Annotated in this window: 24 protein-coding genes and 1 tRNA gene; 7 read left to right on the top strand and 18 right to left on the bottom strand. The window is 64.9% G+C overall.

All coding sequences use genetic code 11. The features are described 5' to 3' along the window. Nucleotides 1–50: 50 nt before the first annotated feature. Together H7K34_RS25815 and H7K34_RS25810 are read left to right on the top strand one after the other, a co-directional pair. Nucleotides 51–3,980: a Pls/PosA family non-ribosomal peptide synthetase gene (locus H7K34_RS25815; RefSeq protein ID WP_264064794.1), complete on the top strand. Its 3,930-nt coding sequence runs from the start codon at nt 51–53 to the stop codon at nt 3,978–3,980. Continuing rightward, nucleotides 3,977–5,296 (top strand): M1 family metallopeptidase, encoded by a 1,320-nt coding sequence (locus H7K34_RS25810; protein WP_264064793.1) that lies wholly within the window; start codon nt 3,977–3,979, stop codon nt 5,294–5,296. The genes H7K34_RS25815 and H7K34_RS25810 overlap by 4 nt, the downstream gene beginning before the upstream one ends. Before the next feature lie 356 nt (nt 5,297–5,652). On the opposite strand, the gene H7K34_RS25805 is transcribed toward H7K34_RS25810, so the two are convergent. The 4 genes from H7K34_RS25805 to H7K34_RS25790 are packed head-to-tail and all read right to left on the bottom strand — an operon-like array spanning nt 5,653 to nt 9,670. Then, the gene (locus H7K34_RS25805) at nt 5,653–6,624 is read right to left on the bottom strand and encodes an LLM class flavin-dependent oxidoreductase (RefSeq protein ID WP_264064792.1); all 972 of its coding nucleotides are present in this window, start codon (nt 6,622–6,624) and stop codon (nt 5,653–5,655) included. A 1-nt stretch (nt 6,625) separates the two neighbouring features. Further along, entirely contained in the window at nt 6,626–7,111 is a 486-nt protein-coding gene (locus H7K34_RS25800) for a VOC family protein (RefSeq protein ID WP_264064791.1), read from the bottom strand. Between the two features lie 21 nt (nt 7,112–7,132). Beyond that, nucleotides 7,133–8,392 (bottom strand): MBL fold metallo-hydrolase, encoded by a 1,260-nt coding sequence (locus tag H7K34_RS25795; protein ID WP_264064790.1) that lies wholly within the window; start codon nt 8,390–8,392, stop codon nt 7,133–7,135. 9 nt (nt 8,393–8,401) lie between these two features. Then, nucleotides 8,402–9,670: a sulfotransferase family protein gene (locus H7K34_RS25790; RefSeq protein WP_264064789.1), complete on the bottom strand. Its 1,269-nt coding sequence runs from the start codon at nt 9,668–9,670 to the stop codon at nt 8,402–8,404. 50 nt (nt 9,671–9,720) lie between these two features. On the opposite strand from H7K34_RS25790, the gene H7K34_RS25785 reads away from it, so the two are divergent. Then, entirely contained in the window at nt 9,721–10,620 is a 900-nt protein-coding gene (locus H7K34_RS25785) for a helix-turn-helix domain-containing protein (RefSeq protein WP_264064788.1), read from the top strand. On the opposite strand, the gene H7K34_RS25780 is transcribed toward H7K34_RS25785, so the two are convergent. Continuing rightward, nucleotides 10,610–10,996, bottom strand: coding sequence for a DUF2237 family protein (locus tag H7K34_RS25780; RefSeq protein ID WP_264064787.1), 387 nt, complete (start codon nt 10,994–10,996; stop codon nt 10,610–10,612). The genes H7K34_RS25785 and H7K34_RS25780 overlap by 11 nt on opposite strands. An 80-nt stretch (nt 10,997–11,076) precedes the next feature. Beyond that, a complete protein-coding gene (locus H7K34_RS25775; protein WP_264064786.1) occupies nt 11,077–11,409 on the bottom strand; it encodes a PE domain-containing protein in 333 nt (110 codons plus the stop codon). A 153-nt stretch (nt 11,410–11,562) separates the two neighbouring features. On the opposite strand from H7K34_RS25775, the gene H7K34_RS25770 reads away from it, so the two are divergent. The 3 genes from H7K34_RS25770 to H7K34_RS25760 all read left to right on the top strand — a co-directional run bounded on the left by H7K34_RS25770 (nt 11,563) and on the right by H7K34_RS25760 (nt 14,479). Continuing rightward, nucleotides 11,563–12,039, top strand: a complete 477-nt coding sequence (locus H7K34_RS25770) for a TM2 domain-containing protein (RefSeq protein WP_264064785.1) — start codon at nt 11,563–11,565, stop codon at nt 12,037–12,039. Between the two features lie 94 nt (nt 12,040–12,133). Continuing rightward, nucleotides 12,134–13,264: a cellulase family glycosylhydrolase gene (locus H7K34_RS25765; RefSeq protein WP_264064784.1), complete on the top strand. Its 1,131-nt coding sequence runs from the start codon at nt 12,134–12,136 to the stop codon at nt 13,262–13,264. 93 nt (nt 13,265–13,357) lie between these two features. Continuing rightward, the gene (locus tag H7K34_RS25760) at nt 13,358–14,479 is read left to right on the top strand and encodes a glycosyltransferase (protein WP_264992957.1); all 1,122 of its coding nucleotides are present in this window, start codon (nt 13,358–13,360) and stop codon (nt 14,477–14,479) included. Between the two features lie 47 nt (nt 14,480–14,526). Here the strand turns inward: H7K34_RS25760 and H7K34_RS25755 are convergent, their stop codons facing one another. The 7 genes from H7K34_RS25755 to H7K34_RS25725 form a co-directional block, all read right to left on the bottom strand. Continuing rightward, complete coding sequence (locus H7K34_RS25755; protein WP_264064782.1) at nt 14,527–15,345, bottom strand: SDR family NAD(P)-dependent oxidoreductase; 819 nt, start codon at nt 15,343–15,345, stop codon at nt 14,527–14,529. 97 nt (nt 15,346–15,442) lie between these two features. Beyond that, complete coding sequence (locus tag H7K34_RS25750; protein ID WP_264064880.1) at nt 15,443–16,531, bottom strand: aromatic ring-hydroxylating dioxygenase subunit alpha; 1,089 nt, start codon at nt 16,529–16,531, stop codon at nt 15,443–15,445. Between the two features lie 60 nt (nt 16,532–16,591). Then, on the bottom strand, nt 16,592–17,695 hold the full coding sequence (locus H7K34_RS25745; protein WP_264064781.1) for a nitronate monooxygenase: 1,104 nt from the start codon (nt 17,693–17,695) through the stop codon (nt 16,592–16,594). 31 nt (nt 17,696–17,726) lie between these two features. Then, nucleotides 17,727–18,575, bottom strand: coding sequence for an enoyl-CoA hydratase/isomerase family protein (locus H7K34_RS25740; RefSeq protein WP_264064780.1), 849 nt, complete (start codon nt 18,573–18,575; stop codon nt 17,727–17,729). After that, nucleotides 18,572–19,015 carry a nuclear transport factor 2 family protein gene (locus tag H7K34_RS25735; protein WP_264064779.1) on the bottom strand — a complete coding sequence of 148 codons (444 nt, stop codon included), beginning with the start codon at nt 19,013–19,015 and terminating at the stop codon, nt 18,572–18,574. The genes H7K34_RS25740 and H7K34_RS25735 overlap by 4 nt, the downstream gene beginning before the upstream one ends. A gap of 10 nt (nt 19,016–19,025) precedes the next feature. Next, nucleotides 19,026–19,799 (bottom strand): SDR family NAD(P)-dependent oxidoreductase, encoded by a 774-nt coding sequence (locus H7K34_RS25730; RefSeq protein WP_264064879.1) that lies wholly within the window; start codon nt 19,797–19,799, stop codon nt 19,026–19,028. A gap of 61 nt (nt 19,800–19,860) precedes the next feature. Then, entirely contained in the window at nt 19,861–20,481 is a 621-nt protein-coding gene (locus H7K34_RS25725) for a TetR/AcrR family transcriptional regulator (protein ID WP_108926337.1), read from the bottom strand. A 68-nt stretch (nt 20,482–20,549) separates the two neighbouring features. Here H7K34_RS25725 and H7K34_RS25720 point away from each other — a divergent pair, with 68 nt between their 5' ends. Continuing rightward, on the top strand, nt 20,550–21,143 hold the full coding sequence (locus H7K34_RS25720) for an ERG2 family protein (protein WP_264064777.1): 594 nt from the start codon (nt 20,550–20,552) through the stop codon (nt 21,141–21,143). 12 nt (nt 21,144–21,155) lie between these two features. Here H7K34_RS25720 and H7K34_RS25715 read toward each other — a convergent pair whose 3' ends face one another. From H7K34_RS25715 to H7K34_RS25695, 5 genes are all read right to left on the bottom strand, one after another. After that, nucleotides 21,156–21,302 carry a hypothetical protein gene (locus H7K34_RS25715; protein ID WP_264064776.1) on the bottom strand — a complete coding sequence of 49 codons (147 nt, stop codon included), beginning with the start codon at nt 21,300–21,302 and terminating at the stop codon, nt 21,156–21,158. A gap of 220 nt (nt 21,303–21,522) precedes the next feature. Then, the gene (locus H7K34_RS25710) at nt 21,523–22,596 is read right to left on the bottom strand and encodes a GGDEF domain-containing protein (RefSeq protein ID WP_264064775.1); all 1,074 of its coding nucleotides are present in this window, start codon (nt 22,594–22,596) and stop codon (nt 21,523–21,525) included. A gap of 303 nt (nt 22,597–22,899) precedes the next feature. Then, nucleotides 22,900–22,989 (bottom strand) — tRNA-Ser (locus H7K34_RS25705). A gap of 29 nt (nt 22,990–23,018) precedes the next feature. After that, entirely contained in the window at nt 23,019–23,477 is a 459-nt protein-coding gene (locus H7K34_RS25700; RefSeq protein ID WP_264064774.1) for a nucleoside deaminase, read from the bottom strand. Further along, complete coding sequence (locus tag H7K34_RS25695; RefSeq protein ID WP_108926342.1) at nt 23,474–23,995, bottom strand: tRNA adenosine deaminase-associated protein; 522 nt, start codon at nt 23,993–23,995, stop codon at nt 23,474–23,476. Before H7K34_RS25695 ends, H7K34_RS25700 begins: the two co-directional genes overlap by 4 nt. Nucleotides 23,996–24,093 lie beyond the last annotated feature (98 nt).

The raw sequence follows: 24,093 nt of genomic DNA, 5'->3' as shown, positions 1-24,093 counted from the left end.
ACGCCGCAGCGCTTGCCGGCGTGGCGCCAGGACTTGAGTATTTTCGTGGGGTGCCTTCGCCTCCTGGGCCTCCCGTCCCCGCACAAGTCCCAGCGCAATACACGCTGTCGCCTGCCGCACCCAGCCCACGCACGCTGATCGAGATCCTTTATGAGACCGCTGCGCGCTATCCGGACGCGACGGCCATCGATGACGGCACCGTCCAGCTCACCTACAGCGAACTGATTAGCGACATCGAGGCCAGCGTGGAATGGCTGGCGGCCAGAGGTATCGGCCGGGGGGACCGGATCGGCATCCGAATGCCGTCGGGCAGCTATGCGTTGTATGTGGCGATCCTGGCGACGCTGGCCACCGGAGCCGCCTACGTGCCCGTCGACGCCGACGACCCCGAGGAACGCGCCGAGTTGGTGTTCGGTGAGGCCGCCGTCGTGGGCGTCATCACCGAGGCGGGCTTGCTCCGCGGCGTCGGCTTGTCGCGAGGCTGGCGAGCCACCTCGCCGCTGGGCCGCGACGACGCCTGGATCATCTTCACGTCCGGCTCGACCGGAATGCCGAAGGGCGTTGCGGTCACGCACCGCAGCGCGGCCGCATTCGTCGATGCCGAGGCACAGATGTTCTTGCAGGACAACCCGATTGGCCCGGGTGACCGGGTACTTGCCGGACTGTCAGTAGCTTTCGACGCGTCATGCGAGGAGATGTGGCTGGCCTGGCGGCATGGCGCCTGCCTGGTGCCCGCACCGCGATCGTTGGTGCGCAGCGGGATGGACCTCGGTCCCTGGTTGGTCACCCGCGATGTGACCGTGGTGTCGACGGTGCCGACACTGGCCGCGCTGTGGCCCAGCGAGGCGCTCGAAGCGGTGCGCCTGTTGATCTTTGGCGGTGAGGCCTGCCCGCCGGAACTGGTCGAGCGGCTCGCCGGCGATGGACGGGAGGTGTGGAACACCTACGGCCCGACCGAGGCCACCGTCGTCGCGTGCGCGGCGAAGCTCGACAGCTCGGGACCGATCAGCATCGGGCTGCCGTTGCCGGGCTGGGACCTGGCCGTGGTCGACGCCGACTGCCTGCCGGTCGCCTACGGCGATGTCGGCGAGCTGGTGATCGGCGGCGTCGGGCTGGCCCGCTACCTGGACAAGGACAAGGACGCCGAGAAGTACGCCGCGATGCCGTCGCTGGGCTGGCAGCGCGCCTATCGCAGCGGCGATCTGGTTCGGCTGGAACGCGACGGGCTGTATTTCTGCGGCCGCGGCGACGACCAGGTCAAGCTCGGCGGCCGGCGTATCGAGCTGGGCGAGGTCGACTCGGCGCTGGTGCACCTGCCGGGAGTCAGCGGTGGAGCGGCGGCGGTTCGCCACACCGTCACCGGCACGCCGGTACTGGTCGGCTACGTCGTCAGCACCGACCCGGCGTTCGACGTCGACGAGGCGCGCGCCCGCCTTGCCGAGCAACTGCCGGCCTCGCTGGTGCCACGGCTGGTGCGGGTGCCCGAACTGCCCACCCGAACGTCGGGCAAGGTCGACCGTGACGCGCTGCCGTGGCCACCGCCGGGCGGCGAGTCGGACGAGTCGGCCGATCTCGGCGGCACGGCCGGCCGGCTGGCCGGGCTGTGGCGAGATCTGCTCGGGGCGGCGGTCGACACTGTCGAAGCGGATTTCTTCGCACTCGGCGGCGGCTCGCTGGCCGCCGCGCAACTGGTATCCGGGCTGCGGCAGCAGTATCCGCAGGTCACCGTCGCCGACCTGTACGACCATCCCCGGTTGGGCTCACTCGCCGGGTTCCTCGACGAACTCGAGCCGCCACCGCAGGTCACCGAGCGCACGGTCCGGCCGACACCGTGGCTGACGGGGTTCACGCAGACCTTGCTGGCCCTGCCATTGGCGACGCTGGCGGCGCTGCCATGGTTGACGTGGCTGGCGCTGGGCAACAACGTCGCTCGCGCCCTGCACGTGGTGCCGTGGACCGTGGCGGTGAACTGGTGGCTGGTCGCGGCGGCATTCGTCGCATTCGTCACGCCGTTGGGCCGGATGGGCATCGCGGTGTTGTTCGCGCGAATGCTGCTGTCGCGCGTCCGCCCCGGCAGCTATCCTCGCGGCGGCTCGGTGCACCTGCGGATCTGGTTCACCGAACGGCTGGCGGAGGCCAGCGGCGCCCACAACCTGTCCGGTGCGCCGTGGCTGGTGTACTACGCCCGCGCGCTCGGCGCCGACATCGGCAAGGGTGTCGACCTGCATTCGCTGCCGCCGGTCACCGGGTTGCTCACGGTCGGCCAGCGCTGTGCCGTCGAGCCCGAAGTCGACCTGAGCGGTCACTGGATCGACGGGGACACGTTCCACGTCGGTGAGATCACGATCGGCGATGACGCCACGATTGGCGCGCGGTCGACGCTGCTGCCCGGCGCGGTCGTCGGCAAGAACGCCGACGTTGCACCCGGCGCCGGCGTGCTGGACAAGATCAAAAACGGCCGGTACTGGAAGGGATCGCCGGCAGTGAAGTCCGGGCGGGTCAACCACCCCTGGCCGGACGAGCGGCCGCCGCACCGCACGCGCTGGGTCGTCATGTACGGATTGACGTCGGTTCTGCTGGGGGCGCTGCCGCTGCTCGCCGTGGCGGCCGGCCTGGCGGTCATCGTGGTCGCGGTCCGCCACACCCACCGCCTGTCGCAGGCCGTGGTCCCCGCGCTGCTGTGGACACCGGCCGCGACGCTGGCCGGACTCACGATGTACACGCTGCTGACAGTGATTGGCGTGCGGGTGTTGTCGCTGCGACTGCGCGAGGGCTATCACCCGGTACGCAGCCGAGCCGGCTGGCAGCTGTGGGCCACCGAGCGGCTGATGGATGCCGCGCGCAATTATCTGTTCCCGCTGTATGCCAGCCTGCTGACGCCGATGTGGCTGCGGCTGCTTGGCGCCAAAGTGGGTCATGGCACTGAGATTTCGACCGTATTGATGACCCCGAAGTTCGCCGTCATCGAGGACGGTGCCTTCCTGGCCGACGACACGATGGTCGCGTCCTACGAGCTCGGCGGCGGCTGGATCTACGCGGCGAAGACAACCGTCGGCAGGCGCGCGTTCCTCGGCAACTCCGGGATTACCCAGCCGGGCCGCCGAGTTCCCGACGACGGATTGGTGGCGGTGCTGTCGGCCGCGCCGCCCAAGGCCAAGCGCGGCTCGTCCTGGCTGGGTAGCCCACCGATGCGGCTGCGCCGTCGCCCCGCGGAGGCCGACGAGGCGACCACGTATGACCCACCGCAGAGTTTGAAGACGATGCGGGCGCTGGTGGAAACACTCCGGTTACTGCCGGTGATCGCGTCGGTCGCGATCGGTCTGGCCGTACTGGGCGGATTGCAAGCACTGGCACGGATATTCAGCATCTGGTGGGCGGCACTGGGCGGTGGCCTGGTGCTGCTGGCGGCCGGCGCGATCGCCGGTGGCATCGCGATCGTCGCGAAGTGGCTTCTGGTCGGCCGGATCAGGGCCAGCGAATATCCGCTGTGGTCGTCGTTCGTCTGGCGCAACGAAGTAGCCGACACGTTCGTCGAAACCGTCGCCGCACCATGGTTCGCCCGGGCGGCCAGCGGCACGCCGGTGCTGAACATGTGGCTGCGCGCGCTCGGCGCCCGCATCGGCCGGGGCGTGTGGTGTGAAAGCTATTGGCTCCCTGAGGCAGATCTCGTCACGCTGGACGACGGGTCCACCGTCAACCGTGGCTGCGTGGTGCAGACCCACCTCTTCCACGACCGGATCATGCGAATGGACCGCGTCGTGTTGGAACCCGGTGCGACGCTGGGGCCGCATTGCGTCGCGCTACCCGCCGCCCGGCTGGGTGCCGGTGCGACCGTCGGTCCCGCGTCCCTGGTGGTCCGCGGTGACGAGGTACCAGGATCAACACGCTGGCAAGGTAATCCGATCAGACCGTGGAATCCTGGCCGCAAGAAGGCAGGCAAGGCCGGCTCCGGGCGCGGCGTCGAGGACACCGCCGCGTGAAGCCCTCCCCGAAAAAAGCGCTGCCGGAAGTGGTCGATGAGTACCTGCCGAAAAACGGCAATGCCGGATACCAGGTGTCGCGGTACGAGTTGGATCTGGACTACAGGGTCGCGTTGAATCGGCTGTCCGCAACGGCCACGATCACTGCTGTCACGCTGACCGAATTGCAGCAACTGACGCTCGACCTGTCGAATGCGCTGACCGTGTCCAAGGTCTCGGTGAACGGCAGGCGGGTGGATCAATTCTCTTGTCGCGGAGGAAAATTACGCATCCGATTGGGATCGAAGCTGCCAACCGGGGCCGCGTTGTCGATCGTGGTCCGATACGGCGGTTCGCCGAGGCCGATTCGCTCACTATGGGGCGACGTCGGTTTCGAGGAGCTGACCGATGGTGTATTGGTCGCCGGGCAACCCAACGGCGCCGCTTCGTGGTTCCCCTGCAACGACCACCCCAGCGCCAAAGCCGCGTTCCATATCCAGGTCAGCACCGAAAGCCGGTACCGAGTGGTTACCAACGGGCAGCTGCTGTCACGCCGGGCCCGCGCCTCGCGCACCGAGTGGACCTACGAGCAGCGCGAGCCGACATCGACCTACTTGATCACCCTGCAAATCGGCAACTACGAATTGCGGCGGCTGGCCCGCACGCCGGTGCCGATACAGGCGGTACTGCCCGAGCGGTTACGCCGGGAGTTCGATCACGATTTCGCCCGCCAGCCCCAGATGATGCAGTTGTTCATCGAGCTGTTTGGATCATATCCGCTTGCTACCGGCTTCACAGTGGTTGTCACCGACGATCCGCTGGACATACCCCTGGAAGCCCAAGGGATTTCGATCTTCGGCGCTAACCATTGCGACGGCACGCGGTCCAGCGAGCGGCTGATCGCCCATGAACTTGCACATCAGTGGTTCGGCAACTCGGTGACCGCGGGCCAATGGCGCGACATCTGGCTACACGAAGGATTCGCGTGCTACGCGGAGTGGTTGTGGTCCGAACACGGCGGCGGCCCCAGCGCCGACGAACTGGCCCAGCTGCACCACGCAAAGCTGCGCACTCAGCCACAGGACCTGCTACTGACCGATCCCGGGGCGCGCGACATGTTCGACGACCGAGTCTACAAACGCGGTGCGCTGACCCTGCATGCGCTGCGCGGTCGATTGGGTGACGATAATTTCTTTGCGCTACTGAAGGATTGGACGTCGCGGCATCGTCACGGCACCGCCGTCACCGACGACTTCACCGGGCTGGCGGCCAACTATTCCGATGAGTCGCTGCGCTCGCTGTGGGACACGTGGCTGTACTCGACGGTCGTGCCCTGACATCAGCCTCCGCCGGCACCCGCTCCCCCGCCCGGCGCGTTGTCGCCGCCATAACCACCCGGCGGGCCCACCGAACTGGGCACACCAGGGTTCGGTGCCGTCTCCGACGAGGTTGGTGGCGATGTCTTCGGCGTGCCTTGCGGGCTGGCGGCAGCGCCGCCACATGCGACCACGAGAGCGGTCAACCCCGCACCGCCGACGAGCGCACAAGTTCGCTTCACCGCACAAGATTTCATCATCGCACCCCACGTTTCCGCCGTCTGATCCAGCAGAGGCACCCAATGTTTCTGCTGTCTGATCTAGCAGCGGTACCCGCTCACCAGCAAGCCCAATCAACGCGTTCAAGAAAGATAACCTCAGCCGAGGGCCGACAGCACGGTGTCGGTCAGCAGCTGGACCGATTTCCATGCTTCGTCGACGGGCATGCCGCCGACCAGCGGATGCAGCACCAGCGGCCCGTAGTCGTCGGTGTCCCGGATTTCGGCGATGAGCTGATCGGGAGTCAGAAACCGGTAAAGCCCCGATGCTCTGACCTCATCCAGCGTCCGCACACCGGGCAGGTGCATCAAGGATCGTTGGTCGGTGGACCATTCGCCGTAAGTGACTGCTTCCCAGAGGATGTGACCGCCAAGTTCAGCCCAAGCCCGGTCGGGATCCTCGTGTAGATAGATCATTCCGCGGTTGATCGGGCCGGGCATCAGGATCAGGGGTTTCATGCCGGCGGCAGAACACAGTTCCCGATAGTAGGCGGCGATGTCGGGCAGATGGTCGGCCAGGCTGAGCGGCAGCTCGAAGCGCGCCGCGCGCCGGGCGGTGGCTCGCGCGCCGCCACCCACATACAGCGGCGGATGCGGCCGACTCCAGGTACCGGTACAAATTCCAGCATTCGCTTCGGCGCCGGACCACACCGACAGCATCCGTTCGACCAGGCTGTCCATCAACGCACCTCGCTGGCTGAAATCCAGGCCGAGCGAGTCGTATTCGACGGGCCGGTAACCCAGACCGACCGTGGTATGCAACCGTCCACGACTCATGTTGTCCACCAGCGCAATGTCTTCGGCGAGCCGTACCGGATTCCACAACGGCCCTAGCGCGCAGTCCACGCTGGCAATCATTGTTGAGGTCCGCGCCAGGAACATCGCCGCGGCCATGATCGGATTGCAGCTCCACCCGTGGCCGGTGACATGGTGCTCGTCGACGCTCATCGACGTGATGCCATGGGACTCACCCCATTGCACCAGTTCGAGGGCTGCGGATAGCAGCTTGCTTTGCGTGCGTGGTTCCCCGTTCGGCGAGGCGAAGTTGAAGCGCAACACCGTCAGTACCATGTCAGGCTCCGGCGGGGCCAGGTGCGGCGATGGACTCAACGAACGCGGCGAAGTCGGGGAATAGCGCGCGGTCGACGATCTCGATGCGGGTGCCGAACTCATCGACGTAGTAGGCGAACATCCCAAACTCCGAATCCGGTATTGCTCCGGTCATTTCGAAGCAGAAGCCGTTGTTCTCCAATGCACGCGCGGTCTCGACGAGGTTGTCGGTGAAATAACCGACATGGTGGACGGAATTGCCCGGTGCGGGCGTCCAGGGCGTGCCCGCAACCTCCTGCACCAGTTCAATGTGCGGGCTCTGCACGGAATAGACGATCGTCGAAGTCAGGTCGCGAACCCCTTCGGTGGTGCGGAAGGGCAACGTGTAGCGCAGCGGCGTGATCCATCGATAGCCGGCCAATGCGCTGAGCCGGGCCATCGCGGCGTCGAGGTCAGGCACCACGATGCCGGTGTGATAGAAGTCGTTGGGGTGCAATGCAAATGCCATAGTGATGTCCTCACCGTGCTGTCACGAGTTAGTCGCAATTTGTCTTGAGAGCCAGGCTCTTTCCCAGAAGTTGGTGGTGGCGTCCAGCAGGCTTTGGTGCGCTTCCCTGAGCACTTCACGTGCTCCCGGATGGTCCGGCTGCGCGGTGGTGACCAGCTCGGCAAGGTGGATGGCGTGCAGTGGGCGGCTCTGGGTGAGGTGCGCCGTTGCGCGCGCCGTCAGCTCATCGGCTCCGGCCAGTTCCACCACGTCGGTGCCGACGGCGTCGAACCCAATGGAGTAGAGCTCGGTGGTCGACCGGTGGTGGAACCAGCCCGAGTAGTTCTCCCACACCGCCCGCACATCCCAGGAGACCTTTCCATAGCCCTGGCCCACCTCGTATTCCGCGGGCAAGACGATCTCGTTCATCAGCGTCTGGACATCTTTTCCGGCATTCATCCCGGCCACGGTCTGGTCGTGAATGTAGGCAATGGCGTTGCGCAACCGGGTGAGCTCGGCGTGGATGCGATCTGCGCCCGCGATCGGTTCGAAGTGACCCGTCACCAGGAGTTCAGGCGCAAGATCACGAACCCGCTCGACCGAAGCGATAGCGGTCAGGGCATCTCGGTAGCGGTCGCCGCGCATCGTCACCAAGTTAGGAATGTGTCCGAATACTGGTCCAAACGTATTTCCACACAAACAGATTCGTTCATCGGGCAGCCATATCACCAATGAATCGGTGGTCTCACCGCCCGGGACCGAGATCAGCTCCAGCCGTCGGCCCCCGACGTCGAGGGTGAGCGTGTCGTCGAAGTCGAGGTCGACGGTGGGAACGCTCTGAGCGGGCAGCCGCGTGGTGCCCAGGCGGCGCTGAACGGCCTGGATGCCCGTCGCCAGGGTGTCGGAGAAGGCGAAGGCGCTGCGGCTGGCACGGTACGGAATCAGGCGTTCGTTGTCGTCCCGCCATTGAGTCCAGTTCGCTTGGGCCACAACGGTTGTGTCTGGGTCGCAGACGCTGTCCAGTCCGCCCACGTGGTCGACGTGCCCCTGGGTGAAGATGATGTAGCGCACCGGCGAAGGGTCGACGGCGTCGAAGTTCGCGCGATGCACCGGGCCCTCGAAGCCCATGCCGGTGTTGACGATGACCCGGCCGTCGTCGGTAGTCAGCAGGTACGCATTCGACAGACCCGGCGAGCACCACAGTCCCGCCGCGATCTGTTCGGCCTGTTCGGCAGCCGCCGGCCGCAGCCCGTCAGCGCCCGGCCTGCTGCGATAGACCGGCTCAAAGTCTTGGCTACCCATCGATGCTCCTCATTCGGGGCGGACGTCGAACCGGTCGAGGTAGAAGTCGAACCGTCCGCGCAGTTCATCGGCCGAGACGCCGAAGTGCCGTTGCAGGTCGTAGCGGATACGGCCATGCTTGCCGCGCGGATTGCCGTCCAAGTATCGCTGGAACCCGTTGCGCGCCTTCGGCGTCAATTCGACTCCGCCGCGCGCGTATAGCTGTTCGAGCAGCGGCATTTCGTTGCCGTTGAGCTCGTCGAAGGTCATGTCGATGCTACGTTCGGCCGGCACCAGCTCGCGATCGCGGACACATGCGCGCAGCAGCCGGTGCACCCGATCGGTCCAGTAATCCAGTAGCCACCCCGGATCGATGCTCGTCCGGCGCAGCCGATCGGAGTACGCCATCATCGTGATCGCCGACTGGACGACCGCGACAGGATCGCGATGCGTGAAGGCCACCGTCGCGTCGGGAAAGGTCGCCATCAATGGGCCGAGTTGCTCACAGTGCTGGGGACTCTTGAGGATCCAGGTGCGCGGCCCGCGCAGAAAGGTCAGCGCCTGCAAGACCTTTTTCAGATACGCGTAGTGGCGTGTTTGGTCGAGTGCGAGGTAGTAGTCGCGCCAAGCCGGTACGCGGGCATGCCATTCCAGGACATAGCCGGCCAGGTCGAGGTCAAGGAGTTCGACCTCTTCCTCGATCGCCCCGGGGAATCGGTCGTGCATGGCGGCCACCACCGGGGCGCTGACCATCAATGCGTCGTGTTCGGACTTGGCACGCGCATAACGAGGGTCGACCCCGAAGACGTCGGGGCCCTCACCGCGCGCCGGTATCGGTTCTTGACTCTCCCAATACGGCAGCGCGCGCCGGCGTGGGTCGGCGGCAATGAGATTCACCAGATGGGTGGTGCCGGATCGCGGCATCCCGACAACAATGAAGGGCTTCTCGATCGGGATCGACTCGATCTCGGGATAGCGTGCGACGAGCTCGGTCAGCGACAACCGGTTTCGTAGCAAGCGAACCACTCGCTGCCGCAACGTCGAGCGGCTCAGCTGCCGCAGCCCGTCGTCGGCCTCGATCGCGGCGACGTGCGCCCTGAGCCGGTCACCGAAGCCATCCGTGTCGTCCAGGTCGTCAGCGCCGGCTTGCCCGACGGCCTCCGCGATCATTTCGTTGATGTCGAAGTCGACCCGTTTGGCCTCAGTGAATTCCAGTATTTGACGCTGTATGTCGGTTAGCTGCGGAGAGGTGAGATCGTCGAAATCGATGTCAGCGATGTCGGGGCCCGCAGAGCCCATGCGACCGCCTCCTCGACCCGGTGTCGAATATTCGACGTATCATTCGAAATATGATACGGACGGTAGCTGCGGAGCCGACACCTCGTCAACCCACTTCTCCGCCGACCGAGCGCGTCGTCGCAGTCATGGCGCTGCTCGGGTCGCAGCCCACTCGAGCGTTCTCCCTCGCCGAGATCACCCGCGAGCTGGCCATCAGCCGGGCCACCGGCCACGCAATCCTGACCACGCTGGCCGCCCACCATTGGGTGGTGCGCGACATCGCCACCGCCGCCTACTCCTGGGGACCGGGTATTGCAACGCTTGCGAAGCCCGCCGGCGACCGGGTCTTCCACGGAATTCTGCAGCAGCTCGCCGAATCCACAGCGGCACAAGCCTTTCTAGCCCGCCGCGAGGGCAACGCGATCGTCGTGGTGGACAGCGCCGGTGAATCGGCTTCCGGAATGCGGATCCATCGTGGATTGCGAATGCCTTTGGTCGCACCGTTCGGCCGCGATTACATCGCCGGCAGCCCGCTCACCGCACAGCGCGCCTGGCTGGAAGGCATCGGTAAGCCTTCGACCGCGCTACACCGGCGAATCACCACGGTGCTCAGCGAGATTCGTGACCGCGGATACACCGTCGAACGGCTCAGCCGCGAATACCTCCAGGTGTACACGGCGCTACGCGCACTTCGCGGGGACGGGGGACCCGATGCGATCACCGCGCGGCTCGCCCAGGCTTTCGCCGACCTCACCGTGATCGACGTCCTAGACGCCGAACTCATCGAGGACGACACACACAGCATCGCCACCATCTCCGCCCCGATCTTCGACGAGGACGGGGTCGTCGCGATGTCGATCAGCGCCGCACCATTCACCGACTTGTCCGCGGCTGAGGTCCTGCGATTGAGCGAGCAGGTTTGCTCCGCGGCACGACGGATCGAACCGCAGATCGCGAGCCCTACAAGTTAGCCAGGTCGTCAGGAACGTCGACTTGGTGTTCCATCAGTGTCTCAAGGGGAACGACCTCGAGGGTGCGTTCGTGGGTGCAGGCCAGCACCACCGGGGCGGCGCACCCGTCCCGATGAGCCCGCAGCCAATTCAGGGCTGTGACGCACCAGCGATCGCCGGATAGCAGGCCGGGAAACCGGTACTCGGGAACCGGCGTCAACAGATCGTTGCCGATCGAACGCTGATGCTCGAGAAACTCGGCAGTCATTACGGCACAGATCGTGTGGCGGCCGACATCCTCGGGCCCGCTTGAGCAACAGCCGTCGCGGTAGTAACCGGTGAGAGGCTCGGTGCCGCACGGCTGCAGCACGCCGCCGAGCACGTTGCGATCGGACATATCGCTAGTATCGCGCCGTCCGGGGGGAAGTTAGAAGAGATATGAGGGTTTGCGGTCTACGAATTTGCGCCGCCGCTCACCTACCCGGCCAGCGGAAAGCTGATCGGCGGGCGGATCCGCTGCAGGCTGCCGGCCGCGGCGGCATCGGTCTCGGAGTACATCCGGGCGATCTCGACCAGCGCGGAACCCGTACGCGCCAGTTCGGCATGTGCCCCGTTTACCAAGGCCAGCAACTGGGTGGCCTCTGCTGCGAACGCCGCCGCTGCCTGAGCTGAGACCTCCTCAGCACCGGCGGGAATCAGCACTGTCATCGACGGCGATGCGGCGGCACCGGCGGCCACGGCCTGCATCGTGCTGCCCACAACGTCGATGCCAACACCGGCCACCGCGGGGTCGAAGAATATGGGCTGCATCTGTGTACTCCTGAAGCCAGCAAACGCTGTTAGAGACGATAGTAGCAGTAGGCAATTATTTCTGTCTACAAATGTTGCATGATGCGAGAGTGTTGCTGGCGGCGCTGGCAGACCGAATGGACGCACCCGCGACAGAAGAGTTAACTCATGCCAATGTCGACGCCGAACCCGCCCGGATTCCCGCCGCCGCAGGGTTGGCAGCCGCCCGGTTACTTCCCGCCCCAGGGTCCCCCGATGCCGCCACCGGGATACCCGGGGTACCCGCAGCAACCCGGCTATCCACCACCGCACCCCTATCCCGGTTATGCCGGGTATCCCGGAATCCCGGTCGGCCCTCAAGCGCCGTTTGGCCGCGATCCCGTCACGGGTGTGCCCCTGTCCGATAAGTCCGCCACGACGGCCGGGCTGTTACAGCTGTTTTTCGGAGTGTTCGGTATCGGTCGCTTCTACATCGACTCGACCCAGATCGCGGTCGCCCAGTTGCTACTGGGCTTGTTCGGACTCATCTTCAGCGTCTTCTGCTTCTTCGGGCTGCCGGTCCTACTCGGCAGCATCATCTGGGCCGTCGTCGACGCGATCGTGATGTTCACCGGCAGCACGAAAGACAACTACGGCCGCAAGCTTCGCTAGTGCCGGATCACGATCAGGTCACAATTTCCTACCTCACAGATTGCAATCGGCGCGTCTAACCGCCTGCACGACAAGGGAAATCTAGTGTCACTTCGTGAACCGCCGAACGGCCATGAAGCTCCCGCTGATGTTGGCAGCGGGAGCGGCTCTGGCCCAAGCGCCGCGCGCCTCTGCCGAGGCGGCCCGGTGGTCGCCGGACCGCGCCAATGCCTGGTACCGCGCGCAGGGCTGGCTGGTGGGCGCGAACTACATCCCGTCGACCGCTATCAATCAGCTGGAGATGTTTCAGCCGGGAACCTTTGACCCGCAACGCATTGACGGCGAGCTGGGTGCGGCCCGCGCGCTCGGCTTCAACACCATGCGGGTCTTCCTGCACGACCAATTGTGGGCCGCAGACCGCCAGGGCTTCCAAAGCCGTCTCGCCCAATTCGTTGGCATCACGTCGCGCCACGGCATCAAGCCGCTGTTCGTATTGTTCGACTCCTGTTGGGACCCAATCCCCAAGTCCGGCCCGCAGCACGCGCCGGTACCGGGGGTGCACAACTCCGGCTGGGTGCAAAGCCCGGGTGCCGAACGCCTCGGCGACCCCCGCTACATCCCCGTGATGCAGGACTACGTCACGGGAGTGTTGAGCCAATTCCGCAATGACGACCGGGTTTTGGGATGGGATCTATGGAACGAACCCGACAATCCCGCGAAAGAATACCGCAAGGTCGAGCGCTCGGACAAACTGGAGCGTGTGGCCGACCTGCTTCCCCAGGTGTTCCGATGGGCACGCTCGGTTGACCCCGCTCAACCCCTGACGAGTGGTGTGTGGCAAGGATCCTGGGGAGACCCGCGAAACCGTAGCCCAATCAGCGCTATTCAGCTCGACAACGCCGACGTGATCACGTTTCACAACTACGGCAAGCCGGCCGAGTTCGAATCGAAGATCAATGAACTGGCACCGATGGGGCGCCCGATCATCTGCACCGAATACATGGCTCGCCCCCAGGGCAGCAGCATCGAAGGGATCCTGCCAATTGCCAAGCGCCACAATGTTGGTGCAATCAACTGGGGTCTGGTGGCCGGGAAGACCCAAACCTACTTTCCGTGGGACTCTTGGAATCACCCGTACACCGCGCCGCCGAAGGTTTGGTTTCACGACCTTCTGTTGCCCGACGGCAAGCCCTACCGGCAAGGCGAAGTTCAGGCGGCTCGGAGGCTGACCGGCGGGCTGGGCTAAGCCGCGTCTGATAACACCGGGTAACAGAATTTTGCGCCCGAATTAGTCGTTTAACGCTGTAAGACGCCGACGCCCGAACCGAGAGGCCAGCGCATGCGGATCCTGTTCAGTTGTGTGCCCGAGCATGGGCACCTCATTCCGTTGTTGCCGCTTGCCCGGGCTTTCCGGGCGCGGGGACACACCGTCGCAATCATGGTTCCCCGGACTGAAGTACCGGTTGTGTCGGACGAAGATCTGCACGTGCTGGTGGCCGGTGCGGACATTCCGTCCATGATCGCGGAGGTCATGCGGCGCACCGGTGAGGATGTCACGGGCGAGTGCACCCGCGAAGCGGTACTGGAAGCGTTTACCACCACCAGAATCGATATGTCAGTTGATGACTCGCTCGCGGTGGCGAAAGCCTGGCGTCCAGATCTGGTAGTCCACGACCTGATGGACTACCTGGGGCCGCTGGTAGCCGCGGCCTGCGATGTCGAGCGCGTCTGCCACACCTTCGGCGCGTACGTGTCCGCGGACTTCGTCCAAGCCGCCGAGGTGCGTGCCGCCGCCGACTACCAGGCCCGCGGTGTGCGGTGGCGACGGTCGAAGTGGGTCGTCGATATATGCCCACCAGGGCTGCAGGTCGACGCTTGGCAGAAGCCGCGAGGATGGCTACCCATGCGACCCGAAGCCCATCAGTCGCCCGGCACGTCGCAACCCAGAATTCCAAAGCCCTTCGCTCACAGGCCTGGAATCCTGCTGACATTCGGCACGGTGTTCGGTGGTCCTGAAGTGCTTGATCCCATCATCCAGGCATTGTCGGAGAACGATCGATCGCTGCGAGTCACGCTTGGTCCCAAGCATTCACGTGGCGATTTCGCCGTCGGCCGCGAGTGCGTCAGTTTCGAAGAGTTCATGCCATACCGCGAACTCCTCGAGGGCGTCGACGTCGTGGTTGCTCACGGCGGCGCCGGCAGCAATCTGGGCGCCCTCTCCGTCGGTGTTCCGCTGGTGCTCGCACCCCAGGGCGCAGATCAGGGCGCTCAAGCCGAGCGTGTCGGAGCCGCGGGCGCCGGAATTTGTATCACGCGCGAAGAGTTCAGTCCGCAACGAGTTGTGTTGGCGGTAAAGGAGATTCTGGAAAATCCAACCTACCGGACGGCGGCCAACAAGATTGCCCGGCAAATTCGCGATATGCCCACGCCGCACGAAGTGGCAGCGATTCTGTCGAATTGAGTCTCGGCGCGCTACCCGCCGGCGTTGTTCAGCGTCGCCGTCGAACTTCAGGACAACCGCTCGACGCTACGGAGATAACCGCGGCGCGCGATCGCGTCGACGCGGAACAACATTTCGTCTAGGCCGAAGGCGCGTTTTATGCGGTCGGCAATCCACGGCGGCGTTCCGGCGACGAGTCTGGCGACCGTGCCCAGCTCACGGGGAACGTACAGCTCCTCTTTTCCGGTGCGAAGCGCTGTGACGATGGCGTCGGCAACCGCGTCCGGGCTGACGAATCGCATTCCTCGCTGTGTTTCGAGTCCGCCGGACATGTCAGTCCGGGTGAATCCGGGCATGACGATAGTCGTTCGCACACCGGTGCCGCGTGTCTCGGCGCGGATCGCTCGGGTGAACCCCACCACCGCATGCTTGGTGGCCGCATACGTGGCCTCGCCCGCCAGGGCGATCTGGCCGCCGGCGGAAGCCATATTGACGATGTGGCCATGCCCGCGGGGCAGGAAACGCCGCAGGGCCAACCGGGTTCCGGTCATCACCCCGCTCAGATTGATATCCAGCGATCGCTGAGTGTCGGCGGGATCTTCGTGAACGAAGCTGCCGATGTACACGATGCCGGCGTTGTTGATCAGTGCATCCAGCGGACCGATGTGTTCTTCGGAGCGGGCAAGGAAAGCCTCGAACTGCTCGCCATTACGCACATCAAGACCGAACCCGACCGCACGGTCACCCAATTGTTCTGCTATTGCCGCACTTTGAGTTCCGCTGCGAGCGCCGATCGCGACAGACATCCCGGCCCGCACACATGCCTGCGCCGTGGCGAGGCCAATGCCGCGGGTACCTCCAGTGATCGCGACCCGCGCGACATCCATCGATTTCACCTCACCGTGTCGGCTTTGCCTCCAGGATGTGGGCGAGTAGCAGGACACGGCCAGGAGAGATTTCCTCCCACATAGGAGGACGCAGCTATCAGCGCACGGTCGCCGCGAGATTCTCCGCAACCTCGTGTTGCCAAAACTTGTTGGCGTGGTTGGTGTCTACCTCGATTTCGAAGCGGTCGGTCATCTCTGCGGTGACATCGGCGGCGTCGACGTAGAACTGCTCGTACCAGCGCCGGTGCTGATACACCGCACCGTCCTCCTCGGTGAGCAACGGGTTCTCGATGCGCGTCTTGTGCTTCCAGATCTCGACGTCTTCGAGGAAGCCCTCGCCGAACGATCGGCTCATCGTGGCGGCGAGCTTGGTCGCCTTGGCCGCCGGCAGCCCGGGGAGCTCCTGAACCGCCACGCCCCACTGCAGCACGAATGAGTCATGACTGACCGGGTAATGGCAGTTGATCAGCGCCACTTCAATCGTGAAGTCCGGCGCCACATCGTTGTGCAGCCAGTTGATCATGTAGGCCGGGCCGAAATACGTTGCTTCGGAACGAAGTCTCGTTCCCTCCCAGAGATTGTCGTAGTTCGCCGTGGTGTCGGGACGAGCCTTCGACTCCATCAGCTGGGTCGCCGTGTGGCCTTCGATGATGTTCTTGAAGAACGTCGGGTACGCGTGGTGGATATAGAAGAAATGGGCCATGTCGACGTTGTTGTCGACGATCTCCCGGCAGTGTGACCCCTCGATGAGGATCGAGTTCCACGACCACGGTGACCACTGTCCTTCGGCGTACCCGTCGATCGTCGGCGGGAAGACCTCGGCCGGGGGCATCGCCCCCTCGGGGTCGTGCCAGACCAGCAGTTGGCCATTGACCTCCCCGGTCGGCCATCGCCGCGTCCGCGCCAGTCGGGGCGTGCGCTTGGCGTAGGGCACCAGTGAACAGCGACCGGTCGAGCCCTGCCAGCGCCAGTCGTGGAACGGGCACGCCACCGAATCGCCCTTGATGGTCCCCTGGGACAGGTCGCCACCCATGTGGCGGCAATACGCGTCGAGGACGTGCAACTCGCCCTGCGAGTCCGCGAACACCACGAGGCGAGACCCAAATGCGTTGATCGCGTGAGGACTTCCGTCGCGGAAATTTACGGCCAGGCCTATGCAGTGCCAGCCGCGGGCGAAGCGCGTCATGGGTGCGCCGGTATCGATGTCCCGGACTTCGTTGGTGATTGTGACCACAGCGATTCCTCCTCAGCTGTCTTCCGCTAGTCGCCGCACGGTGGTCAGCCACTCCTCGACGATGTCGAGGACCACCTCCCGCGAGCGCCGTACCTTGTTGATCGACCCGATGATCTGGCCCGCCGGAGAACCCGACAGCGCGCTGGATCGCGCCCGCATGAACCGTGCCGAGGCGTCGGCATACACAATGCCTTGCAACGGCATTGGCAGCGGGGCGGGACTGTCTGGGCCTTCCCAAGCCTCGGTCCAGTCGGTGCGGATCTGACGGGCCGGCTTGCCGGTCATCGCGCGCGACCGCACCGTGTCGCTGTACCCGGCCCTCAGCAGGTTGTCGACGACCCATGGTTCGGTAGCCGCTTCGGCCACCGTCAGCCACAACGACCCGGTCCACGCTCCTTGTGCGCCGAGGGCCATCGCCGCCGCCATCTGCCGGCCGTTACCGATACCCCCGGCGGCCAGCACGGGGACGTTTGGACCAACCTCGTCCACGACCGCGGGCACCAGAACCATGGTGGCGATCTCTCCGGTGTGTCCCCCGGCCTCGCCGCCCTGGGCGATGATCACGTCCACTCCCGCATCGACATTGCGCCGGGCGTGCCGCGGCGAGCCGCTCAATGCGCCCACCAGAACCCCTTTTTCGTGTGCGGCCTCGATCGCGTATGCCGGTGGCGGGCCCAGCGCATTGACAATCATCGACACCGGATGACGCAGTGCGACCGCTACCTGGCCCGGCCCTTCTGCCTCGACACCGAGGCCGGCCGCTATCACCCGTCGCTCGGTGTCGTCCGGCAGCGGCGGCACACCGTGGCTAGTCAGCACCTGTTCCATGTGTTCGGTGTGACCGAGTGGGATTTGTTCGCGCAGTGCATCCAGGCTGAACGACTCGCCCTTGCCGACGAACTTCTCCGGCATCGCGAAGTCCACGCCGTACGGCCGACCGCCGACGTGTTCGTCGATCCAGGAAAGCTCGACCTCGAGGCGTTCGGCGTTATAGGCCAGTGCGCCCAACACCCCATATCCGCCGGCCTTGCTGACCTCGGCGACCACGTCGCGGCAGTGCGAGAATGCAAATAGTGGGAACTCGATGCCGAGCCGCTCGGATAGGGAATTCGCCATGGTCAGTCTCCTCGATGTCGCGGTGCGTTGCTCACAGCGGGTTCCATCGAGCCGTCCCGTCGTCGCGGAACGCGGCGAAGGAATTCGCCAGATCCCCATTGCCCGTGCACATCACCTGTGTCCGATTCTCGATGTCGAGTGCGTGACGCAGGCTCGGCGAGTCGATGGTCTGCCACATGGTTTCCTTCGTCATCCAGACAGCCAGGGGCGAGTTCTGGGCTATTTCACGGGCTTTAGCGACGGCGGTGTCGAGCAGGCTCGACGGGTCGAGCACTTCGAGAACCAATCCGATCGCGACCGCTTCGGCCGTGTCGAAGACCCGTCCAGTGAGCATTAATTCGGCAGCCCGTGCGGCTCCGACCAGGCGCGGCAGGAAATAGCTGGTGCCCATGTCGCACGCCGACACCCCGTGCCGGATGAAAACCGCGCCGAACGTCGCCGACCGCGCGGCGTACCGGATGTCGCAGGCCAAAGCCAGTGCGAAACCACCGCCAAGGGCAAACCCGTTGACCGCGGCGATAACCGGGACGCGCAGCCGGTGGACCTTCTCGAAAGCCGAGGCCATGAGTTCCTGCGCGGCCATCGTGACCGCGACGGTCGAGGTCGCCGCGGATCGCAGCTCGGCGTAGGGGACACCCGCGCTATCGGAGAGATCACCCGGCTGCGACTTCAAGTCGGCGCCAGAGCAGAACGAGACACCCGTGCCCGTCACCACGATCGCTCGCAGCGTGGGGTCGCCGTTCAATGTGTCCAGCAGGCGGTGCATGTCGACGAGCGTCTGTGAGTCCAAGGCATTTCGACGCGTTGGACGATTAATCGTCAAGATCGCGATGGCGCCGTCGTCGAGGCGCTCAACGGTGATCGGCGTATCGGCGGTCACGAGCTTCCCTCGGCAAACCCCGCGACCATCGCGGCGGACACCATGGGGTTGTCGAACTCGCGCCACAACGTGATCTTGCCGTCGCGGAACTCGAACACGCCGATGTAGTCATTCTGGTAGACGACGGGCTTGGCCCGTCCCAGCGCGTCGCCCCGATAGCGCGCCACCAACATGTTCGGGTCAAGCATCTCGTAGACATCGGTGAGCGTGATCGTGAACTTTTCGAACATCACGAACATCGAACCCAGCAGGTCGCGAATACCGTCCTGGCCGGAGTCCGGAACCGCTGCCTCGTAAGGTAATTCAAAGCGGACATCATCATGGAGTTCACCGAGGACCGCCTCAAGATCGAGCCCGCTGATAGCGTCCATCGCCCGTCGGAGCGTTTGCTTGTTGGATTCGCGGGTTGCGCTGTCGGTGTCGATGTCGATGTCGGTCATTATTGCCTTCCTACCGGGCTACCATGCCACCGTCGGCAATGATGGTCTGCCCGGTGATGAAACTTCCGGCGTCGCAGAGCAATAGCAGTGCGGGAGGCACCATCTCGGCGGCGTCGGCGATCCGCTTCAGCAGTGCGGATGCCTTCATCACCTCGATGAATTCCGGCGGGTTGCCGCGCACCATGTCGGTGTCGACCGATCCGGGCGCCAGGGCATTGACGCGGATGTCCTGCGATGCGAACTCCGCGGCCATGGACCGCGTGAACGACACCATCGCGGCTTTGGCAGCCGAATACATCGACACCGCCGGCGAATAAATGAAGGCGCCCGCGGACACGACGTTGAGCACCGACGCGTGCTCGCTCTTGCGAAGATGCGGAAGCGCCGACTGGATCAGGAACACCGGGCCTTGCAGGTTGACCGAGAACGACTTCGACCACGCTTCGGCAGTGAACTCGCCCAATGGCAGCGACAGCGCATTGGCGGCGTTGTTGACCACCATGTCGATGCCGCCGAACTCCGCGACGGTGGCTTCGACGAGTCGGTCGATCGCGTCGAGGTCACCCAGATGCGTGGGGACGCCGACGGCTCGGCCGCCGCCCAGCGCCTGCAGCTTCTCGGCGGCCGCGGTGCAAGCGTCGGCCTTTCGGCTGGCGACGACCACATTGGCTCCGCAGTCGACCAAGCCCTCTGCGATGGCCAGTCCGATGCCGCGCGTCCCGCCGGTGACGATGGCGGTGCGGCCAGTCAGGTCGAAGAGCGCGTGCAGCGACTTCTTGGTCAAGGTCTCCGAAGCCTCCTCCGCACCCGCCTGCAGCGTCATTACCTTACACAATGTAAGGAAATTATTCGTTGCCGGTGACTCCATGGATGATCAACGACCTCAGGTGCGCGATCAGTTCGGACTCTCCGAGTGCCTTGTTGACCGAAGTGTGCAGCGTGACAGCACCGCGCACGGTGTCCATCAGGGCACTCCCGTCGACTTCGGGCCGCACCAGACCCTGCGCCTTTCCGCGTTCGATCAGGCGGACCCACCGCGCCCGAATCGGGGCCATGTAGCGGGCTTCCACCTGTTCGACCAGGTCGGGCCGGCTGTAGAGCACGGTCGCGACACCCGGCATGCCTGCCAGGTATGCCGGGTCCGACTGCACCCGCACCATGCCGGTGATCAGGCTGGTCAGCGCGTCAGCGAAGGGGAGTTCGTCGATCGCGGGAAGCTCACCGGGGGCGGAGAAAATGGCGTCCTCGACGAGCGCGAACTTGCTGCCCCAATGGTCGTAGACGAAGGGCCGCGATACCCCGGCATGGCGCGCGACGCCGGCCAGGGTGATTTCGTCGTAGCCGTTGGCGATCAGGAGTTCACGGGTGGCGGCGATGACGGCCGCTCGGCGCTGCATGTCGCGGGGGCGCCCGCGCGTGGCATCTTCGGCAGCCCCGCCGCTCTCGCGCTCCGCGGCCGGCGTCATCGTCGAACCATACCCACCGAATTGTGGCGGTGGCGTATCGCGATTGCGCGCTGCTAGTTTCACGGTGTGTGCTCAGCGTCCGAGAGAACCGCTTGATGTCGTACAAAATCGACCCGGATTCGCTGCACAAGATCGCGGAGCAAGTTGTCGGCCTGCCGCTCGCGGCGGGCGAGTTGATCACGCGGGCCGTCGAATTGATCGCCGGTGAATATCCGGACCTCGTCGATCCGACGCCGGGCCGATGGGTAGGCAGCAAGGCCGGCGGGATCCTCGGCAAGGTCCGCTTTCTCTACTTCAGCCCGCGTGAGTACATCGTGATCTTCGGATCCCCCACTGGCACACAAGGCTTTTCGGGCCGCTACAAGCATGTGGAAATCCACAAGTTCCTGATGGCCGGCCAAATCGACTCGTACGATCTCGAGTCTGACGACGCCCTACCCATGACGCTGATGCCAGGTGAACACACCTGCCTCGAGAAGGGCCGCGCGCGGGGTCTGACCATTCACCCCGGCTCGTGGCACATCGAGTACGGCCGCGGGGCGGTCGCCACCACGCTGCCGTTCGCGATGGTGGACACGCTGCTGGTGTCACTGGAACTCGAATCCGTCCGCCGCTCCACGGTCGAATTCGCCAAGCTCGCCGCCAGGCGGTTTCGTCGCTGATTCAGGCCGCGCTCACACGCGATCGATAACAATCGCCCAGCCCGCGAACAGCAGTGCAGCGCAAGAATAAAGAATGACAACATCAGCCGCCGGACGACCTCGACAAATCCGGGCAATGCAGGTGATATTCGCGGGAGCCGCAACCGTCGCGACGCTCATGCTGCTAGACACTGGCCGACCGGCGCCGGCCGTTGCCCAATTCGGCGCCGGCGGACTCGCTGCAGACGACCCCTCGGATCCGGGCTGGAATCCAATACCGGAACCGGATGTGAATACCCCGACGAATCCGGGTTGGAGCTCTCAATCGGATCCAGGCTGGAATGCTTCGCCGGGCTGGGATTTTCAGCCGTCTCCCGAGAACTAGGCGCGCGATGCCGGCTCAGACCGCGAGTGCGTGGCGGCAAGTCTGATTGCCCCCGCCCCTTTTGGCTTCATACATTGCGGTATCCGCGTGGGCGATCAGCTGGTGAAACGCTTGGTCGACATGTGCGGCGGCGGTACTGCGCAATGCCAGGTTGGCGATTCCGACGCTGGCTGTCACGGGATGCTTGATCGCGGCCACCGCGTCACAGAACTGTCGCCCCCACTCGGGCAGCTCTTCTGACGTCACGACGTCAGCGACCAAGAATTCCTCCCCGCCGACGCGACCGACCACGGCGCTCTCACCGCATGCCGCGGTCAACGCCCCCCCGACCGCGATGAGCGCTTCATCGCCGGCGGCATGTCCGAGTGTGTCGTTGAGTTTTTTGAAGCGGTCCAGATCAACCATGGCCACCGCCAAAAACATGTGATTGGCGCCAGCGAGCATCCGGCCCACTACCGCCCGGTCGCAGGCTCGCCGATTCAGCAGGCCGGTCAGCGGGTCGCGGTTGGCGCGCAATAGGTCAACCCACACTGCGCGCACGACGACCTGAATGGCAAGCGGGACAACAACATTGAGTTCAAGGACCAGAAAATAACCAGAGAAGGCCAGCACCGCTTGCCCCGCGCCGGCCACCCGCACCGCCTGCCAGGCCGCAATTGTGCTGGCGAGCCCAAAGTTCAGTGCCATGTACTTGGCGGTATGGAAGAACGCGAGGTAGCCGCCGGTGATCGACAGCGCCGAGCATGCCATCAGCGCGACAAGCGGCTGGGGTTGCCACAAACACCCGATGCCGATGATCACGCTGCCGGTCAAAATGAAGAAAAGGGACTGGCGCCGAGTGGGCCACCCGCGCAACCACAGCACCGCCATGCCCAGCCCAATCAGGGCAGCCAGGACGGAATACACGATCGCCAGAGGCCGATAAGCCTGGGTGGGACCAAACCACACGTTGGCCGGCACCAGCACCAACGAGGCGGCCACCCCGGCCAACAGCCTGCGAGTGTTTGCACCCAGCCCGTGGGCTTGCAAATAGCCTGTCAGCCAATCGAAATGGTCGGCCTGGCCCCACCACGCCCCCAACCACCTCATCGGTCTGCCCTCTCCCCGACTCACTGCCCCACGAACCACGTTGTCGGCGGCCACTGAGTGAGTTGGGTCACAGTAAATAGGATCGTGAGTTCCAAATACCGCGAATCGACGAGAAAGTCGGACCGGATGGGTTTTTCTCACCGGGATAGGCTCGGCGCTTCGCGGCCTGAAACTGGTGCCGGACCGGACCGCGGCGGCGGGATTGCCACTACCCGCAAAGCGACGGAGTGACTCGGCAACTGGCGAGGTTTGGTAGCAAACCCGAAAAGTAGGCGACTACCTGCGAATTCTCGCCGGTAGTTTTGGCGGTGGCGGAGGGATTTGAACCCTCGGACGGTTTTAGCCGTCACACGCTTTCGAGGCGTGCTCCTTAGGCCGCTCGGACACGCCACCGCCGAGCAGCTTACCCAAACAGTCGCCGCTCACCCCAATCGCTGGCGGGCGAAGAACTCCTCCAGCGGCGCGGCGCATTCCTGGGCGAGCACTCCGCCGCGCACCTCCGGGCGGTGATTGAGCCGACGGTCGCGGACCACATCCCACAGCGATCCGACCGCTCCGGTCTTGGGTTCCCACGCACCGAACACCAGCCGGGCGACGCGCGCCAGAACCAAGGCGCCCGCGCACATCGTGCAGGGCTCGACGGTGACGGCCAGCGTCGCTCCCTCTAGCCGCCACCCGTCACCGAGCACCGTGGCCGCGGCGCGCATCGCTACAACTTCCGCGTGCGCGGTCGGATCCCCAAGGGCCTCACGGGCATTCACCGCCCGGGCGAGTTCGGTTCCGTCGGCGGCGACCACCACAGCTCCGATCGGCACATCGCGCGGGCCAGCCGTTGCAGCGGCCTCCAGCGCGGCCCGGATCAGATCTTCGTCAGTCCTCACCGACCGAGGCGGTCGATCACCGCCGACAGCTGGTCGGCGAAGCCCATCTCGCGGGCGATGCGGCCCAATTGCTCGTCGGCATAGAGGTCGGACTCGTCGACAATGACACCCAGCACCGCCTCGGGCAGCCCGATATCGGACAGCAACCCGAGGTCGCCTTCTTCGAACGGCTCCGACTCTTCGAGGTCCTCGGCATCGATGTCGGCGTCCAGGTTGTCCAGAACTTCGGCAGCGATGTCATAGTCCAGTGCCGCCGTCGCATCCGAGAGCAGCAGCCGGGTTCCCGACGGTGCGGGACGCACGATGACGAAGAATTCGTCGTCGATGTCGAGGAGCCCGAAGACCGCTCCCGAACTACGCAGTTCACGCAATTCTGTCTCGGCGGCAGCCAGGCTCGTCAGCGATTTGGGGGCCATCACAGAACAACGCCATTGGCCCTCTTCGCGAACGACGGCGACGCCAAATCCGTCCGGTGTATCCACGGACGGACCTTGCGTTGCGGCCCGCTCTCGTCCCATGGGCGCCTACGCTAGTCGCTGACCAGGCGGCTTGACCAGAAGACGCAAACTAGCGTGGGGACCTCGACCCGCCATCGTCGACTCAACTGTGCCAACCT

Origin of the sequence: Mycobacterium montefiorense (assembly GCF_025823255.1) — a bacterium.
GTDB classification, from domain to species: Bacteria; Actinomycetota; Actinomycetes; order Mycobacteriales; family Mycobacteriaceae; genus Mycobacterium; species Mycobacterium montefiorense.
This window is presented reverse-complemented; position numbering and strand designations above follow the sequence as displayed.

What these genes read in the sequence shown, in the direction of transcription:
- H7K34_RS25795 (WP_264064790.1), bottom strand. Translation starts at nt 8,392, where the DNA reads ATGGGTAGCCAAGACTTTGAGCCGGTCTATCGCAGCAGGCCGGGCGCT.
- H7K34_RS25750 (WP_264064880.1), bottom strand. Translation starts at nt 16,531, where the DNA reads ATGACGCGCTTCGCCCGCGGCTGGCACTGCATAGGCCTGGCCGTAAAT.
- H7K34_RS25785 (WP_264064788.1), top strand. Translation starts at nt 9,721, where the DNA reads ATGATACGGACGGTAGCTGCGGAGCCGACACCTCGTCAACCCACTTCT.
- H7K34_RS25755 (WP_264064782.1), bottom strand. Translation starts at nt 15,345, where the DNA reads ATGGATGTCGCGCGGGTCGCGATCACTGGAGGTACCCGCGGCATTGGC.
- H7K34_RS25710 (WP_264064775.1), bottom strand. Translation starts at nt 22,596, where the DNA reads ATGAGGTGGTTGGGGGCGTGGTGGGGCCAGGCCGACCATTTCGATTGG.
- H7K34_RS25745 (WP_264064781.1), bottom strand. Translation starts at nt 17,695, where the DNA reads ATGGCGAATTCCCTATCCGAGCGGCTCGGCATCGAGTTCCCACTATTT.
- H7K34_RS25800 (WP_264064791.1), bottom strand. Translation starts at nt 7,111, where the DNA reads ATGGCATTTGCATTGCACCCCAACGACTTCTATCACACCGGCATCGTG.
- H7K34_RS25695 (WP_108926342.1), bottom strand. Translation starts at nt 23,995, where the DNA reads ATGGGACGAGAGCGGGCCGCAACGCAAGGTCCGTCCGTGGATACACCG.
- H7K34_RS25805 (WP_264064792.1), bottom strand. Translation starts at nt 6,624, where the DNA reads ATGGTACTGACGGTGTTGCGCTTCAACTTCGCCTCGCCGAACGGGGAA.
- H7K34_RS25770 (WP_264064785.1), top strand. Translation starts at nt 11,563, where the DNA reads ATGTCGACGCCGAACCCGCCCGGATTCCCGCCGCCGCAGGGTTGGCAG.
- H7K34_RS25780 (WP_264064787.1), bottom strand. Translation starts at nt 10,996, where the DNA reads ATGTCCGATCGCAACGTGCTCGGCGGCGTGCTGCAGCCGTGCGGCACC.
- H7K34_RS25775 (WP_264064786.1), bottom strand. Translation starts at nt 11,409, where the DNA reads ATGCAGCCCATATTCTTCGACCCCGCGGTGGCCGGTGTTGGCATCGAC.
- H7K34_RS25790 (WP_264064789.1), bottom strand. Translation starts at nt 9,670, where the DNA reads ATGGGCTCTGCGGGCCCCGACATCGCTGACATCGATTTCGACGATCTC.
- H7K34_RS25715 (WP_264064776.1), bottom strand. Translation starts at nt 21,302, where the DNA reads ATGAGCGTCGCGACGGTTGCGGCTCCCGCGAATATCACCTGCATTGCC.
- H7K34_RS25735 (WP_264064779.1), bottom strand. Translation starts at nt 19,015, where the DNA reads ATGACCGACATCGACATCGACACCGACAGCGCAACCCGCGAATCCAAC.
- H7K34_RS25725 (WP_108926337.1), bottom strand. Translation starts at nt 20,481, where the DNA reads ATGACGCCGGCCGCGGAGCGCGAGAGCGGCGGGGCTGCCGAAGATGCC.
- H7K34_RS25760 (WP_264992957.1), top strand. Translation starts at nt 13,358, where the DNA reads ATGCGGATCCTGTTCAGTTGTGTGCCCGAGCATGGGCACCTCATTCCG.